12 protein-coding genes are annotated in these 16,569 nt (G+C 64.5%); 9 read left to right on the top strand and 3 right to left on the bottom strand.

Going from position 1 to position 16,569, the window contains the following annotated elements; all coding sequences use genetic code 11:
- Positions 1 to 4: 4 nt before the first annotated feature.
- The 3 genes from J2W49_RS19890 to J2W49_RS19880 all read right to left on the bottom strand — a co-directional run bounded on the left by J2W49_RS19890 (position 5) and on the right by J2W49_RS19880 (position 3,217).
- On the bottom strand, positions 5 to 1,039 hold the full coding sequence (locus J2W49_RS19890) for an ABC transporter substrate-binding protein (protein WP_310320379.1): 1,035 nt from the start codon (positions 1,037 to 1,039) through the stop codon (positions 5 to 7).
- Between the two features lie 146 nt (positions 1,040 to 1,185).
- The gene (locus J2W49_RS19885; protein ID WP_310320377.1) at positions 1,186 to 2,439 is read right to left on the bottom strand and encodes an MFS transporter; all 1,254 of its coding nucleotides are present in this window, start codon (positions 2,437 to 2,439) and stop codon (positions 1,186 to 1,188) included.
- Between the two features lie 61 nt (positions 2,440 to 2,500).
- Entirely contained in the window at positions 2,501 to 3,217 is a 717-nt protein-coding gene (locus tag J2W49_RS19880; RefSeq protein ID WP_310320375.1) for a GntR family transcriptional regulator, read from the bottom strand.
- 152 nt (positions 3,218 to 3,369) lie between these two features.
- On the opposite strand from J2W49_RS19880, the gene J2W49_RS19875 reads away from it, so the two are divergent.
- From J2W49_RS19875 to J2W49_RS19835, 9 genes are read left to right on the top strand one after another with little or no spacing between them, the layout of a single operon-like run.
- A complete protein-coding gene (locus J2W49_RS19875) occupies positions 3,370 to 5,040 on the top strand; it encodes a DUF1302 domain-containing protein (protein ID WP_310320373.1) in 1,671 nt (556 codons plus the stop codon).
- Positions 5,041 to 5,053: 13 nt separating this feature from the next.
- Entirely contained in the window at positions 5,054 to 6,424 is a 1,371-nt protein-coding gene (locus J2W49_RS19870) for a DUF1329 domain-containing protein (RefSeq protein WP_310320371.1), read from the top strand.
- A 43-nt stretch (positions 6,425 to 6,467) separates the two neighbouring features.
- On the top strand, positions 6,468 to 7,577 hold the full coding sequence (locus J2W49_RS19865) for a WD40/YVTN/BNR-like repeat-containing protein (protein ID WP_310320368.1): 1,110 nt from the start codon (positions 6,468 to 6,470) through the stop codon (positions 7,575 to 7,577).
- On the top strand, positions 7,574 to 9,952 hold the full coding sequence (locus tag J2W49_RS19860; RefSeq protein WP_310320366.1) for an efflux RND transporter permease subunit: 2,379 nt from the start codon (positions 7,574 to 7,576) through the stop codon (positions 9,950 to 9,952). The genes J2W49_RS19865 and J2W49_RS19860 overlap by 4 nt, the downstream gene beginning before the upstream one ends.
- On the top strand, positions 9,949 to 10,881 hold the full coding sequence (locus J2W49_RS19855; RefSeq protein WP_310320364.1) for a VOC family protein: 933 nt from the start codon (positions 9,949 to 9,951) through the stop codon (positions 10,879 to 10,881). The genes J2W49_RS19860 and J2W49_RS19855 overlap by 4 nt, the downstream gene beginning before the upstream one ends.
- Positions 10,882 to 10,905: 24 nt before the next feature.
- Positions 10,906 to 11,772 (top strand): fumarylacetoacetate hydrolase family protein, encoded by an 867-nt coding sequence (locus J2W49_RS19850; protein ID WP_310320362.1) that lies wholly within the window; start codon positions 10,906 to 10,908, stop codon positions 11,770 to 11,772.
- Between the two features lie 24 nt (positions 11,773 to 11,796).
- Positions 11,797 to 14,772, top strand: coding sequence for a molybdopterin-dependent oxidoreductase (locus tag J2W49_RS19845; protein ID WP_310320359.1), 2,976 nt, complete (start codon positions 11,797 to 11,799; stop codon positions 14,770 to 14,772).
- Complete coding sequence (locus tag J2W49_RS19840) at positions 14,747 to 15,625, top strand: 4Fe-4S dicluster domain-containing protein (RefSeq protein WP_310320357.1); 879 nt, start codon at positions 14,747 to 14,749, stop codon at positions 15,623 to 15,625. The genes J2W49_RS19845 and J2W49_RS19840 overlap by 26 nt, the downstream gene beginning before the upstream one ends.
- 20 nt (positions 15,626 to 15,645) lie before the next feature.
- A complete protein-coding gene (locus J2W49_RS19835) occupies positions 15,646 to 16,536 on the top strand; it encodes a beta-keto acid cleavage family enzyme (protein WP_310320355.1) in 891 nt (296 codons plus the stop codon).
- The last annotated feature ends 33 nt before the right edge of the window (positions 16,537 to 16,569 follow it).

Raw genomic sequence — 16,569 nt, 5'->3', positions numbered from 1 at the left:
GCGCTCAGCGCCGGAAACCTCCGTCAGCACGCAGCAGTGTCAGTTCGACAAATGCGCTGCCTCGGCGTTGGCCTTTCTCAAAGTTGACCTTGAAGCCCGGCAGGGCCAATGGCTTGGTTTCAAGCGTCTTCAGAACGCACTCGCGGCTGACGTTCGCGCCGCAGAGCCGGATAGCTTCGCCCAGGGCTCGCATGTAGAGATAGCCTTCCACTGCGGGGTATGAAGGGGCTGCGCCTGGCTTGCGCGCCGCGTCCCTGGCGTACGCCGCAATCAGCGGATGACTGAGTTGTTTCGGGTGAGGCACCACTTGCGACACGACGAGGCCGGCCAGCTCGCGCGCGGCCTCGCCGGTCACCGCTCGCAGCGCCGCACCCGTTTCGCTCATCACCACGAACTGCGCATGGCATCCGGCATGCCTGGCAAACTTCACTGTCCTGTGCACCAGACGCGCGCTCACGGCCAGGATGACAGCTTGAGGCCGGGATTCACACACCGATCCCACCGCTGTGGAAACCCCCGCATCGTCTTCTTTTCGAATGCGCGAGGCCGCGACAGGGCGAAGCCCGATCCTCACGAGTTCGGCTGCCAGTTGCTCGCTTCCCGCCGCACCCAGTCCGTCGTCCTGCGAGATGACGCCGATCCTGAGCAATCCGAGCGTATCAAGGTGCAGGACGATGGCTTGCATCTCCTCGAGCGCACCCGCGCGCAGGTGAAAGAGCGTTCGTCTGGGCGGTTCTCGCAGGCTCTCTGCGCTGCTTGCCGCGCCCACCAAAGCCAGTTGGTGGGCTTCAAGCACCGGCAGTGATGCCTCGACCGACTTCGTGCCGTGGTACGCGGTGACGGCAATTGCGCCCGCCTGGGCGAGGCTGCGTGTATTGTCCAGCGCCTTTTGCGGGTCCCCGCCATCGTCCAGTGCTCTGAGCTCCAGGCGCCCGCCCTTGGGTACGCCGGCTTCGCCGAGGTGTTCGATGGCAAGCCTCACGCCTTCCATCAAGCCCCGGCCGTAGCGCTCATCCGGTCCGGTCAGTGGTGCTGACATCCCGATGACCAGTGGGGCCTCCAACCTGGACTGCGGTGACACGCCCCCGGCACATGCGCACAGAATCATCGCAAGGCCAAGGGAGCGTGACGAGATCTTCCTGAAACGGGCCACGATGCTTCTCCTCGTTCGTTCTACCGCATGGGTTACACGAGCGGGCTTCCCCGTAGACGCCAGTCTCGTTTCTCCGGTTCGCGAACGCCAAACACGACGACCATCAGGCCGACCGCCACTGAAGCCAGGGCGATCAATGGAATCACGGTGATGCCCATCGAGTGAGCCAGCGCCCCGGCCACCGCAGGCGCAATCGCTCCGCCCACGATTTCGCCAAGCCCCACCACAATGCCTGTGGCGGTTGCGACAAGGTGTGGAGGCACGGAACCACTGGTCAATGGCCCCACGTTGATGGCGACCACGCCCGCGTTCATGAAGGTGGCAACGAACAGGGCCGCGAAAAGCTCGCCCGGCGCGCGGGCCACCGCGATCAAGGCCCCGATCGCGAGCAACTCGATCAGGAGGGCAGCGACGATCACCGGCTTGCGCCCCACCTTGTCTGAAACCGCAGGGACGACCACCATTCCCGCACAACTTCCCACCCCGATACCTGCCAGGACCAAGCCCATCTGATCGAGCGAGAGCCCCACATGGTCAGTGAGGTAGTTGGGCATGAATGCAGACAGCGTGATCAGGCACGTCAGGTAGCACATCATGGCCAGCGTATTCACGATGACCGCGCGGTGCTTCAGCGTCTGGCCCCAGGGCGGTGATTGAACGACCTCTTGCTGCTGGCGAACTGGAACGACATCGCGCAGAACCTTGGCGATGAGCGCCGCGACGATGAGCCCAGGTATTGCAACCACGCCAAAAACCCAATGCCAGCTCGGCAAAACGTTCAAAAGCCCCAACGCGACGAGCGGCCCAAGCCCCAGCCCCACGAGCGGTGCGGCCATCTGCTGGATGCCGACGTTGAGGCCTGTTCGCGTGGGCTTCGACGCCTCGGTCGTGGCGATGATGCTGGCGGGCACATAGGCGCCTTCGGCGAGTCCCATCAACGCGCGAATGAGCAGCAGGCTCACGAGTCCCGTCGCGAGGCCACTCATGGCCACCAGCACGGAGAACAGCACGATGGAGGGAACCAGCACCCTTTTGCGTCCGATGCGATCGGCCAGCCGGCCGGCCCATACCGACGCGATACCCCAGGTCAATGCCAGCGCCGCCGAGATCAGCCCTAGGTCTCGGTAGTCGAGGCCGAGGTCCTTCTGCATGACGGGAAACAGCGGATGAATGATGAACCGGTCGAGTCCGACGAGGCCGAAGCCGAGCGCCAGAAGGGCGACCGCCTTGAATTCGTAGTGGGCGTCCCAGCCGGTGGCGGGCGCAGTGGGGGATGACGTGTGCAACGATGTCTCCTTTGGGTTGTGGCCGTTGCGTCCGGCTGGCAGCGGCCGCCTATCGGGCCAGCTATCGGGCCAGCTTCTTGCGGGTGGCTTGCCCGCCGAAACCGGCTTTGAGCGTGATCTCGGCGGTCTGCCAGAAATGTTCTTCGAGCACCTTGCACGCCGACTCCGCATCGCGTGCCATGGCCGCATCCATCAGCCGGCGATGCTCGGTGTCGACGTCGCGCACCTGAGACCCTGGCTGCCGCTCGGCGACATTTCGATAGCGCTCGGATTTGTCATAGAGCAGCCGGCACAGCCTCATGAGCCAAGGTGATCTGCAACCAGCCAGCACGGCTTCGTGGAACTGGCGGTGGGCTGTGGTCCAGGCGGCATGCTTCTCAGGCGAGCTTGGCGCTTCGGAGCGAGACAGACGGTGAAAGCTGGAAAGCAGATTCGACTCCCAGTCGATGTCCCCCTGTGCCACTGCCTGGCGCAACGCGAGCTGCTCCACCTGAATCCGGGTGCGGGTCAAGTCCACCAGTTCATCGACGGACACCGGTGCGACGCAGAAGCCACGCTGATCCTCCGACTCGACCAAACCGTCCGTCACCAAACGCGACAAGGCCTCGCGAATCGCGGTGGCGCCGACCTTGTACCGCTCGCTGAGTCCCTGAATGCGCAACCGCTCTTCGGGCCGTAGCTCGCCCGTCAGGATGTCGGCGCGCAACTGCTCGAACGCCATGGAGGTGAGGCTGCGAGCAGTGGAGGCGGAAAGTGCGGTTGCCGAAGAAGTGACCATGGGGATGACGGGTGATGCAGAAGGATCATCCACGATCCGAACGCAACCGCTACGTTCATTTGTACGATGGATAACACTCTAAAAAATCGACAAAGCAACGCTTAACGTGTGCTCCTCTCGCCCACCATCCATTCGAGGAAAGAGGAGAACATATGAAGCACCAAGCGGGGCGGTGCGCCCCATTCGTTCCGAGCAGACTCGTGCCGCTTGCTGCAGTCGCAGCGTTGCTGGCGAATGGCGCCGCTGCGATGGAGTTGGCCACCGGAAACAGCGACGTCACGGTCCGCTGGGACAACACGGTCAAGTACAGCGCTGCGGCGCGCGTCAAGTCGCAAGATCCGGCGTTGCTGACAAATCCCAACAATGACGACGGAAACCGCAACTTCGACAAGGGCCTGATTTCCAACCGGTTCGACCTGCTCAGCGAACTCGATGTCGTCTACCAGCGCACATGGGGCGGGCGGATCAGCGTGGCCGCCTGGTACGACAGCATTTACAACCGGACCAACGACAACCCCGGCTTTCCTGGCGGCGCGTTTCCGAACCAGGTTTCCGTCCCCTACAACGAGTTCACCCGCGAGACGCGCGACATCCATGGCCGCCAAGCGGAAGTGCTGGATGCGTTCCTGTTCGGCAAGTTCGATGTCGGCGGACGCTCGGCCAGCGTGCGGGTAGGGCAGCATTCGCTGCTCTGGGGCGAAAGCCTGTTCTTCGGCGCGAACGCCATTGCCGGAGGGCAGCAGCCGGTGGATGTGGTGAAGCTGGCATCGGTTCCCAACACGCAGTTCAAGGAAGCCGTGCGCCCCGTGCCGCAGCTGTCGGGTCAGTACCAGATCAACTCCCATGTGTCGCTGGCGGGCTACTACCAGTTCCGATGGGACAAGGCCCGTCTGCCCGGGGTCGGCAGCTACTTCAGCAACGCGGATCCGGCGCCGGACGGCGCCGAAAGCCTGCTGCTGGGACCGGGTGTTCCTCCCGCCTTGCGCGGCGCGGACATGGAGGCCAAGGACTCCGGGCAAGGGGGCCTTCAGATTCGCGTGCGCTCAGGCTTCGCCGACTACGGTCTCTATGCCATCCGCTACCACGCCAAGACGCCTCAGCTGGTTCCGCGCCTGGTGATGACGCCCGTCGGCCCCGCCCCCGGCGACTACTACCTGGCCTACCACCAAGGGACCAAGGCATTCGGCGCCAGTGCGAGCAAGACGTTCGGCAATTTCAACGTCGCCATCGAAGGTTCCGTTCGCGACAACGTGGACCTGGCGAGCACCCGTGCCGGCGATGCAAGTGCGTTTGCGCCGGTGCCTCCGACAGACAACCGCGGCAACCCGGGCTACGCGGTCGGCCGCACTGCGCACCTCAACATCTCGACCATCGGCAGTATCGGCTCGACGCCGCTCTGGCGCGAAGCCAATCTGGTGGGCGAAGTCGCCTGGAACCGGTTGCTCAAGGTGACGAAGAACGCCGCGGCCTTGGATCCCAACGGGACGCGGGAGGGGCTCGCCCTGCGGGTCACGCTGGAACCGATCTACCGCGGCGTGCTGGACGGCGTCGACATCGGCATCCCTTTGGGGCTGTCCTGGGCACCGAAGGGATCGCGGCCGCTGGCGATCAGCAACCCCAACGCCTGGATTCCCGAGGGAGGCGGTGACCTGACCATCGGGGTGAACGCGAGCTACCGCGACGCTTGGCGATTTTCACTGGCCTACACCCGCCACCACGGCCCGAAAGCCACGTTCAACGATCCCTCCTCGCAGGCCTTCACCTGGCGTCAAGCCCGCAGGGACCGGGATTTCGTGTCGGCGTCCGTCACCTACACCTTCTGATCGGAGACATCTCATGCGCATTACCTCCATTGGCCGGGTCGCCGGCCTGTCGCTCGCGCTCGCCCTGTCCGCCGGCGCCGCCAGCGCCACCGCCACAGCCGAAGAGGCCGCCAGCTTGAAGACGACGCTGATGCCTTTGGGCGGCGAGAAGGCCGGCAACAAGGACGGCACCATTCCCGCCTGGACGGGGGGCCTCACGACCGCCACGCCCGGCTTCGATAACGGGGGGCGCCGCCCCGATCCTTTCGCGGCCGACAAACCGCTGTACAGCATCACCGCCATGAACGCAGCCGAGCACGCTGCGAAGCTCCCCGAGGGGGTGAAGCAGATGATGCAGCGGTTCCCGAACAGCTTCCGCGTCGACGTCTATCCTTCTCGCCGCACGGCGGCAGCTCCCGACCACGTCTACGAGAACACGTTTCGCAACGCCACGCGAGCCAAGATCGTGGACAGCCCGGCGGGGCCCGTGCCCGAGGGCGCTTACGGCGGGGTCCCGTTTCCCATTCCGAAGACAGGCGCCGAGGCCATGTGGAACGTGCTCCTGCGCTGGCGCGGGGAGTCCTGGTACACCGAGTTCAACGGCTATACGTTGACGCCGGAGGGCAAGCGGGTCGTGGTCCTGCAAGCCCGCAACGACCATCAGATGCCCTACTACGCGCCGGATGGCTCGCTGGAGAAATTCAACGGTGAGCACTGGATGGTGCGCTCGATCAACACCGGTCCGGCGATTCGCGCGGGCGAGGCGATCACCGGTCGCGAGCAGCTGCGTGGCGACAAGTCCCAGGCCTGGGTGTACCTCACCGGGCAGCGCCGCGTGCGCAAGCTGCCCAACACCTGCTGCGACACGCCGACGCCGTTCTCCGCAGGCCTGGTGTCGTTCGACGAGATCGAAGGATTCACGGGCCGCCTCGACCAATTCGACTGGAAGCTCGTCGGCAAACAAGAGATGCTGATCCCGTACAACAGCAATCGTTCTCTGGTGCCGACCAAGGACACGGACCTGGTCGGGGAGCGCCACCTCAATCCCGATCACGTTCGCTGGGAACTGCATCGGGTCTGGGTGGTCGAGGCCAACCTCAAGCCTGGCCAGCGGCACACTGCGCCGCGATCGCTCTACTACATCGACGAGGACTCCTGGGTACTGGCGTGGGGCGATCGCTGGGACTCCAAAGGGCAGCTCGCTCGCTCGGTCTTCGTGGTGCCAGTCGCCATGCCGGACATTCCGGCGCAAGCCGCGGTGACCTGGGGCACCTACGACCACATCTCTGGCGGCGCATTCGTCAACGTCGTGATGAACCAGCAAAAGCAGCAGTACAAAGTCCAGAAGCGCTACAACGACGCGGTGTTCACACCCGATGCCATGGCTGGAGAGGGCGTGAGATGAGCGTTGTCGATCAGGTCCATCGGTTCTCTGCCGGTCAACCAGAATGAAGACACTCCAGCACGACCGGCGCAGCGCCATCGTCGCCCTGGCTTCGCTCGTGGCCGCGGGTCGCGGGCTGGCCGCCGACGCGGCGCGTGGCGAGCCGGCCGGTCCCGACAGATTCCATGCCCTGTCACAGCCGGCGTTGCGGGTGCGCGCGCCCGCCAGGAGCGTGTTGCTTGCAGCGGCGCCAGCCGGGCAACGAATCGTGGCCGTCGGGGAACGGGGTCTCATTGCCTTGTCGGATGACGGTGGTGTGACCTGGCGGCAGGCCAGGCAGGTGCCGGTCAGCACCACGCTGACGGCCGTGCGGTTCACCGACCCCGAGAACGGGCTCGCAGTCGGGCACGGGGGCGTGATCCTTTCGACGCGCAACGGCGGTGAAGACTGGCAACTCAAGGCAGACGGCCGCACGCTCGCCTTGAGCGCCAAGGCCGCCGCGCAGGCCCGCCAGGCGGCGGGTGATCCGCGAGCGCCCCATCTGTTGAAGGAGGCCGAGTTGCTGGTTCAGGATGGTCCGGACAAGCCCCTGCTGGACGTGATCCACGACGGCAACGGCAGGGCTATCGTCATTGGCGCCTACAACCTGATCTTCGAATCGACCGACGGCGGCGTCAGCTGGAAGAGCGCGCAAGATCGCCTGGACAATCCGCGGGCGAAACATCTCTATGCGCTGCGTGCGCACGGCCCAACCTGGTTGCTTGCCGGAGAGCAAGGTCTGTTGCTGCGCTCGGTGGATGGCGGTCGCACGTTCTCGCCGTTGCGTGTGCCCTACGAAGGCAGCTGGTTCGCTCTGGCCGTCACTGCACAAGGCGAGTGGGTTGTCGCCGGCCTGCGCGGAAATGTCTTCTACTCCGCTGACGCCGGCCAATCCTGGAAGCAGATAGAAGGTGTTCCACCGGTGTCGATCGTGAGCGCCACGGCCGCTCCGGATGGAAGTGTCTTGCTTGCCAATCAGTCCGGCGAGCTGTTCAGCACCCGATCAGGTGCGCCAGCGCTGCCGCTGGGCCTGCCGCCTTTGCCACCACTGTCCCAGGCCTTGATGATGGCGAGCGGCGAGATTCTCGCCGTCGGCATGGGCGGCGCGATCCGGGTCGGAAGCAAGAAGCCATGACGCTCAACGAATTCGATCGCCACTCCGGCTCCACGCTGGAACGCTTGATCTTCAACCACCGGGCGGTCGTGGTCCTGCTTTGTCTGCTCGCCACCGTCTTGCTCGGATGGCAGGCGAGCCGGCTACAGCTCTCGGCCAGCTTCGAAAAGACCATTCCCGCGACGCATCCGTTCATCGCCAACTATCTGGAGCAGCAGTCGGAACTGCGAGGCCTGGGCGATGCCGTGCGGATCGTCGTGGCCAACCCCGGAGGGAGCATCTATGACGCTCGCTACCTGGAGACCTTGCGCGAGCTCAGCGACGAAGTCTTCCTGCTGCCTGGCGTGGACCGCAATGCGCTGAAGAGCCTGTGGACGCCGTCCACCCGTTGGACAGGCGTGACCGAGGAGGGGCTCGAGGGCGGCCCCGTGATTCCCGCTCGGTTCGACGGTTCGCAAGCGAGCCTGCGGCAGTTGGCCGCCAACATCGCGCGTTCCGGCGAGATCGGGCAGATCGTTTCGTTGGATGCCCGGTCCAGCATCGTCTATGTTCCTTTGCTGGCCAGGCTGGCGGATGGCCGTGCAGTGGACTACGCCGAGCTTTCTCGATCGCTCGAGGGGCTGCGCGCGAGGTATGAGCCACAAGGTGTGGACATTCATATCACCGGCTTCGCCAAGCTGATCGGCGACATGATCGAGGGTGTACAGGCCGTGCTGCTCTTTTTCGCAGTCGCTGTGGCCATCGCGACCCTGATGGTGTACGGGTACTCCCGCTGTGTTCGGTCCACGCTGCTGGTGGTCTCGATCTCCCTGGTGGCGGTGGTCTGGCAGCTCGGCCTGCTGCCGATGCTCGGCTTCGCTCTGAACCCCTATTCGATCCTGGTTCCCTTCCTGGTCTTTGCCATCGGCATGAGTCATGGCGCCCAGAAGATGAACGGGATCATGCAAGACATCGGGCGCGGGGTCGACAAGCTGGTCGCTGCCCGCCTCACTTTTCGACGCCTTTTCCTGGCCGGCCTGACGGCGCTGCTCGCTGACGCCGTCGGGTTTGCCGTGCTGCTGGTGATCGATATCCAGGTTATCCGGGAGCTCGCGACCGCGGCGTCGATCGGTGTCGGTGTGTTGATCTTCACGAACCTGATCCTGCTGCCGGTTCTCCTGTCCTACACCGGCGTGGCGCCCCATGCTGCGAGGCGAAGTCTCGCGGTGGTGTCAGGCGAGAAGCACGCGCTTTGGGCCTTTCTCGAACGGTTCACGCGCCCCGAGCTGGCACGAGCCGCGGTGATCGCCGGTGTGGCGATGCTCGCATTCGGCGTCTTCTTCAGCACCCAGCTGTCCATCGGCGACCTGGACCCAGGCGCGCCCGAACTGCGGCCAGACAGCCGCTACAACCGCGACGTCGCCTACCTCAACGCTGCCTATGGAGCCTCAAGCGATGTGCTGGCGGTGATGGTCAAGTCCCCGGAAGGTCAGTGCACGCGGCTCGAGACCGTGCAGAAGGTGGACGAACTGGAGTGGCAGCTGCGGCAAATCGACGGGGTGGAGTCCACCAACACGCTGGCGCTGCTCAATCGGCGTGTGGTGACCGGGCTCAATGAGGGCAATCCACGCTGGTATGAGTTGCTGCCCAGCCAGGACATGGTGAATACCGTCACCGCCAACGCACCCCGGGGCCTGTACAACGACAGCTGCAGCCTCCTCACCTTGTATATCTACCTGAGGGACCACAAGGCCGAGACACTGACCGAGGTGGTCGGCCATGTGCAGAAGTACGCCGCGGTGAACGATACCGCGGACACGAAATTCCTGTTGGCGGCAGGTTCCGCCGGGATTGAAGCGGCCACCAATATCGTGGTGAAGGAAGCATGGCATCTCATGGTGTGGATGGTCTACGCCGCCGTCGCCATCCTCGCCTTCGTCACTTTCCGGTCCTGGCGGGCCGTGCTCGTGGCCATTCTGCCGCTGATCGTCACCTCCTACCTGGCGGAGTCCCTCATGGTCGCGCTGGGTATGGGCGTCAAGGTGGCGACCTTGCCGGTGATCGCCTTGGGCGTGGGGATCGGCGTGGACTACGCCTTGTACATCCTGTCCGTCATGCTGGCTCGACTGCGCGAAGGCCGATCCCTGTCGCAGGCGTACCACGACGCGCTCCTGTTCACCGGAAGGGTGGTCATGCTCACGGGCGTGATGCTGGCGATCGGCGTGGTGACCTGGATCTTCAGCCCCATCAAGTTCCAGGCCGACATGGGCCTGCTGCTGGCATTCATGTTTCTTTGGAACATGTTGGGCGCCTTGGTCCTGCTACCGGCGCTGGCCTTCTACCTGCTCAAGCCTGCGGCGCCAGTCGACCGCTCCCAGCCCGAAATCCCCATCGCCACCGAAGGACGCCTCGCATGATCACCGTTCAAGACATCGCTTTTGTCCGCTACCAGGTCTGCGACCTGGATCGCATGGAAGCCTTCCTCGACGACTTCGGCCTGCACCGGGTCGAACGCACCAGCGGCGCGCTCTATATGCGAGCCGCCGGTCGCATGCACCACGTGCACATCTCCGAGCTTGGCCCCGAGAACAAGGCGCTTGGCTTCGGCTTGCTGGCACATAGCGAGGCGGATCTGCAGAAGCTTGCCGCGCACCTCGGGGTTCGAGTCGAAGAAAACCCTGAGCCCGGCGGCGGCCAGCGTGTGCGCTTCACCGATCCGGCGGGCTTTCTGGTGGACGTGATCCACGGCCAGGCCGAGCAGGCTCCCCGCGAGGTTCGCGGCGCTCTCGCCATGAATTCGGCGGTCGATCGCAGGCGCCTGGGCAAGGCGATCCGGCTCGCGCCCAAGCCCTCTTCCGTGATGCGCCTGGGCCATGTCGCGGTGCTCGTTGCCGACTTCCCCAAGATGCTGCAGTTCTACCAGGACGTGCTGGGGTTTCGGCCATCCGACACCTATTGGGCCGGCGCGGAGCAGAACGTCATTGCCGCGTTCATGCACTGCGGCCTGGGCGAGCAGTGGACGGATCACCACACGATTGCCTTGATCACCGCGCAAGAAGGTTCTTCGCGCTTCGACCACAGCGCCTTCGAGGTGCTCGACCTGGACGACCTGGTGCAAGGCGGGGAGTACCTCAAGCAGCGCGGGCACAGGCACTCGTGGGGCGTCGGCCGCCACATCCAGGGCAGTCAGCTCTTCGACTACTGGCGCGACCCCTTCGGCAACAAGATCGAACACTGGACCGATGGCGACCTGGTGAACAACACGTCGGCCGTCGGAAGCGCCGCCATCAGCGAGAACGAACTCATGCAATGGGCGCCGCCGCTCAATCCCGAATTTTTTCAATAAGTCCAGCAGGAAGGAAACCTTTTCATGAAACTTGCCCGCTTCACCATCGATGGCGTCACCCGGCTTGGCGCCGTTGAGGGCGGCCGCGTCGTCAGCCTCAGCGAGCTCGACCCGTCGGCTCCCGACACCATTCGTGGCGTTCTCGCCGCAGGCCCCGATCTGATCAAGCAGCTGAGCGAGGCGTTGAAGGGCGCGAACGCGCGCGGCCATGACCTCCAAGGCGTGCGGCTGGAGGCCCCGGTTCCGGATGCCCAGAAATACCTGGCGATCGGGATGAACTACCAGGACCACGTGGACGAAGCCGCGCGCGCCGGTGTTCCGACACCCAAGAACCAGCTGTGGTTCAACAAGCAGGTGAGCTGCATCACCGGCCCCTTCGATCCGATCTACAAACCCCGCGTGTCCGAGAAGATGGACTACGAAGCCGAGCTGGGTGTCGTGATCGGGAGACGGTGCCGCTACGTGAGCGAGGAGGATGCGCCCTCCGTGGTGGGCGGCTATTTCGTCGTGAACGACGTGACGGCGCGGGACTGGCAGTTCCAGAGCCAGACCTTCACGCTCGGCAAGTCATTCGACTCGCACGGTCCTGTGGGGCCATGGATCACGACCGCCGACGAAGTGCCCGATCCGCACGCGCTGCGCATGCGGCTGTGGGTCAACGGCGAACTGCGGCAGGACGCCAGCACCGGCGGAATGATCCACAACATCTGGAAGCAGATTCACCACCTGTCCCAGGTGATGACGCTGGAACCGGGCGACCTGATCGCCACCGGCACGCCGGCCAACGTCGGCATCGCGCTCGGCAAGTTCCTTGTGCCCGGGGACGTGGTCAAGGTGGAGATCGAAGGACTCGGCCACATCGAGAACACGGTCACCGCCGAGCCGGCCTGACCCCAGCGTTACCGGTCCATTCAGATGAAACACCTGGTCTTTCGAACCATCCTCCTGGCGCTGGCGCCCATGCTGAACCGGGCCTCAGCCACCCGGCCGGCGTTCCGCTCGTTCCTGTGTCGACACGACGCCGTCGTTCAGATCCAACTGAAGGACGCAAGCATCGCCAGGCACTTCATCATTGCCGGCGGGAAGGTGCGCTCCGCCCCTGGCATCCACGGTGCACCGACGGTGCGCATGGTCTTCAAGGACCTCGCCACGGCGCTGGCCATGATGAAGCCCAACGCGGACATGGGTGAGGTGGTTCACGCGGCCAAGAACTTCAAGGTCATGGTGATCGGTCCCGACCCGGTCTGCGTGTGGTTCATGCAGTTGATGAACCTCTCCCAGACCTCTGCGTTGCAGATGGGGACACCGCAGAAGGACGCGAGCACGCGCTACACGATGATCACGAACGGGGGGCCCTTGTTCGTCTACGTGAAAGCCGGTCGCATCCTGCGCATGACGCCGATCGACTTCGACGACAAGGATGCGGCCTCCTGGACGATTCAGGCACGCGGACGCCAGTTCACGCCTCGACGGCAGGCCACCGTGGCGCCACATGCGCTGGCCATGAAGTCCGCGGTGTATTCGGATAAGCGCGTGCTCTACCCCATGAAACGCGTGGATTTCGACCCGCATGGCGAGCGCAATCCCGCCAACCGGGGAAAGAGCGCGTATGTGCGAATCAGCTGGAACGAGGCGCTGGACATGGTGGCCGGCGAGATCCAGCGGCAGAAGCGCGTCCATGGCCCCGGCGCCATGACCATCGCGCACGGCTCGCACCACCAGTGGGGCAACGTCGGCTACTACCTGAGCGCTTTGCTGCGATTCGGCAATCTCATCGGATTCACGCGCGTCGCCGCGAATCCGGACAGTTGGGAAGGCTGGTACTGGGGCGCCATGCACCACTGGGGACACAGCCAGCGTGTGGGGATCGCGGGCAACTACGGCACCGTGGCGGACTGCCTTCAGGAATGCGAGATGATCGTGTTCTGGTCCAGCGACCCGGAAAGCACGAACGGGGCCTACATGGGCTTCGAAGGCACCCAGCGACGCCTCTGGGCCAAGGAACTCGGCATCGAGTTCGTCCACATCGATCCGCATTTCAATCCGACCGCGCAACTGCTGGGCGGGCGCTGGATTCCCATCAAGCCCACCACGGACCCGGCGCTGGCGCAGGCGATCATGCATGTCTGGGTCGTCGAAGACCTCTACGACAAGGCCTACGTGGATGAGCGCACCACCGACTTCGACGCCTGGCGGGACCATCTGCTGGGAAAGGACGACGGCGTCCCCAAGACACCGGAGTGGCAAGCGCACGAAACCGGCGTGCCGGCCGCCGTGGTCAGGGCACTTGCGCGGCAATGGGCAGGCAAGAAGACCTACCTGGCCGCCGGTGTCGCGGGGTCTGGCTTTGGTGGCGCGGGCAGAGGGGCCACCGGCGCGCAGTGGGCGCGTTGCATGGTCATGATGATGGCCATGCAGGGCCTGGGCAAGCCTGGCATCAACATGGGGAACCTGCAGGCGGGCACGCCCGTTGATCACGAGTTCTATTTCCCCGGCTACGCCGACGGCGGCATCTCCGGCGAGCTTCAATGGAACGGAAACGCGGTCAACAACTACCAGAAGATGCCGCACGTCATCACGGTCAATCCCGTGCGTCAGCTGATTCCCAAGCAGCAGTTCCCTGAGGCGATCCTCCAGGGCAAAGCCGTCGGGTACTTGTGGGACGGGCTTGCGACGGAGCTGCAGTTTGCGCCCTTCGAGTATCCGGCGCCGGGCTACTCGCCGATCCACATGATCTACAAGTACGGCGGCTCGTTCTTCAGCACGTTGACGCAGTCCAGACGAATGGAGGAGGCGTACCGCCACGAGAGCATCGAGTTCGTGGTCAACCAGTCGATCTGGATGGAGGGGGAAGCCCAGTTCGCCGACCTCATCTTGCCCGCCTGCACACAGTTCGAGCGCTTCGACATCGGCGAATGGGGTTCCGGTGGTGGCTATCTGCAGCATGGCTTCAACGGCCTCAACCACCGGGTGGTCGCCTTGCAGCACCAATGCATCGAGCCCTTGGGCGAGTCCAAGTCGGACTACGAGATCTTCAGCTTGATTCTCCAGCGTCTCGGCCTCGGCGCCATGTTCACGGAGGGTTGCAGCGAACTGGACTGGGTCAAGCGGGTCTTCGACGCCTCCGACGTCGCCCGCCACGTGTCGTGGAAAGAGTTCTGCCGCAAGGGCTATTTTGTCGTACCGCCAGAAAAGCCGGGCCTGGAGCCGGCGGTGAACTTCCGCTGGTTCGCCGAAGGCCGGGTGAAGGACATCGCGGAGCCGCAACCCCTTCCATCCCAATGGTCTGGCGAATTTGGCAAGGGGCTTCAGACGCCGAGCGGGAAGTTCGAGTTTCTGCCGGAGACGCTCCGGCGAGGGGACCCGGACAACCCGGAGCGACCCGTCCTCAACCGGTACATCCCCGCCTGGGAAGGGCCACGCGCGGCTGACACGGCAGCGAAGTTCCCGTTGCAGATGATCGCCACCCACTCGCGATACAGCTTCCACACGAACGTGGACGGCAAGAACAGCTTCACCAACGACATCCAGGACCACCGGGTGCGCGTGCGCGGCCACGCCTACTGGGTCTTGCGTCTGAACAGCGAGGATGCCGCCGCCCGGGGCATTCGCCACCATGACCTGGTGAAAGTCTTCAACGATCGCGGCGCCGTCATCTGCGCGGCCGACGTCTCGCCGATGGTTGCCCCGGGGGTTGTGAAGTCGTTCGAAGCGAGCGCCGAGTACCAGCCGGTCGAAATCAACGGTGAAACCGTCGACATCGGAGGCGCACTCAACATCCTGACCTCCGCGCGTTCGCAGAGCCGCAGCACCAGCAGCATGGCACCGAACTCCTGCATGGTCGAGGTCGTGGTCTGGAACGAGCATGCCGTTCAACGAAAGGCCGCGTGACATGGGTACCAAGCTCAATCTGGTGATCGACGTCGCGCTGTGTGAGAACTGCAACAACTGCGTGCTCGCGGCCAAAGACGAACTCGTCGGCAACACCTTCGATGGATACAGCGCCCCCCACGCGCCGGTGGGCGAAGGCGTGGTGCGCATCGAGCGCCACGTTCGCGGCGAAGGCCACATGGTCGATGTCACCTACGTCCCGCGAATGTGCTTTCACTGCGACAACGCGCCGTGCGTTGCCGCGGGGCAGGGTGCGGTGCGCAAGCGCCAGGACGGCGTCGTGCTCTTCGATCCGGTGCTGGCGCGTGGCCGCCGGGATCTGGTGGCGGCGTGCCCCTATGGTGCTGTGGTCTGGAACGAGGAGCAGCAGTTGCCGCAGACCTGGTTCTTCGACGCACACCTTCTGGATGCCGGATGGGAGGTTCCGCGTTCCGCAGGCGTCTGCCCGACCGGAGCGATACAGCTGCGAAGGACCGACGACGACGCGATGCAGCGAGAAGTCGCGAGCCGTGGTTTGCGCACGCTGCTGCCCGAACTGGCGCTCAAACCCCGTGTGTTCTACGCCAACCTGGACCGCGTCGATCGTGTGTTCGTGGGCGGCACCATCACCGCCCGGATCGGCCCCCACGTCGAAGTCGTTCCTGCGACGCAAGTCGAGTTGGTGCGCGCCGATGAAGTCGTGGCCACTTGCGTTTCAGATGCGTTCGGCGACTTCAAGTTCGACGGCCTCTTGCCCCATGGCGGAGAGCACCAGATCCGTGCGCGGCACAGCGAACATGGCGAAGCCGTCTGCGCCGCAGCGGTTGGCGCTGCAAGCGTCTTCGTCGGTGAACTGCGCCTGTCCGATTCCTGATCCCCTTACTCAAACTCATCATGCAAGAAAACATCGTCATCACCTGTGCACTCACGGGCGCGGGCCCCATCTCCGGGAACCCTGCCCAGCCGGTCACGCCGCGCGAGATCGCCGAGTCCGGCCTGGAAGCTGCGGCCGCGGGCGCGGCCATCCTGCATGTGCATGTGCGCAACCCCAGCACGCGCGAGTTCTCCGGCGAACTGGCGTTGTACGAAGAGGCGGTCGGCCGGATCCGGGAGCAGAACAAGGACGTCATCCTCAACCTGACGACGGGTCTTGGCTCTGGCTTCTACCCCGCAGATCCGCTGTTGCCCGTCTCTCCGGGTCCCGAGACCCATCTCTGGCCCGCGGAGAAGCGCGTCGAGCATGTGCTCAAGCTGAAGCCCGAGATCTGTACGCTGGACCTGGTCACGGCACAGGTCTTCGGGGGCATCGTGATCAGCACCGAGCAGCAACTCACGCGCATGGCCAACCTGATCCGGGCCGCCGGGGTCGTTCCGGAGCTCGAGCTGTTTCACGCTGGCGACGTGGTGCTCGCCAGGCACATGATCAAGAAGGGTGTGCTGGAGGGGCCGGGCATCTACTCCTTCGTCATGGGCCTGAACTACGCCATGCCGGCCGATCCCGAATCGATGCTCTACATGCGCGACATGCTCCCGCACGGAGCGCAATGGCAAGGCTTCGGCATCGGCCGCAACCAGTTCCCGATGGCGATGCAATCCGCGCTGCTTGGCGGCCATGTGCGAGTGGGCATGGAGGACAACGCGTATATCTCCAAGGGCGTCTTCGCCCAGAGCAACGCACAGCAGGTGCGCAAGGCGCGCCACTTGCTGGAGGGGCTCGGCGCGACCATCGCCACACCCGATGAAGCGCGGTCCATTCTGGGCTTGGCTGCCCGGCGCGCCGCCTAGGCAAGTGAAAGCGATTGTTCAAATGAACGATGC

This window comes from Hydrogenophaga palleronii (assembly GCF_031457455.1).
Lineage (GTDB): Bacteria > Pseudomonadota > Gammaproteobacteria > Burkholderiales > Burkholderiaceae_C > Hydrogenophaga > Hydrogenophaga palleronii_A.
The sequence above is the reverse complement of the archived record's forward strand: the minus strand, read 5'-3'. Positions and strand labels throughout refer to the sequence as shown.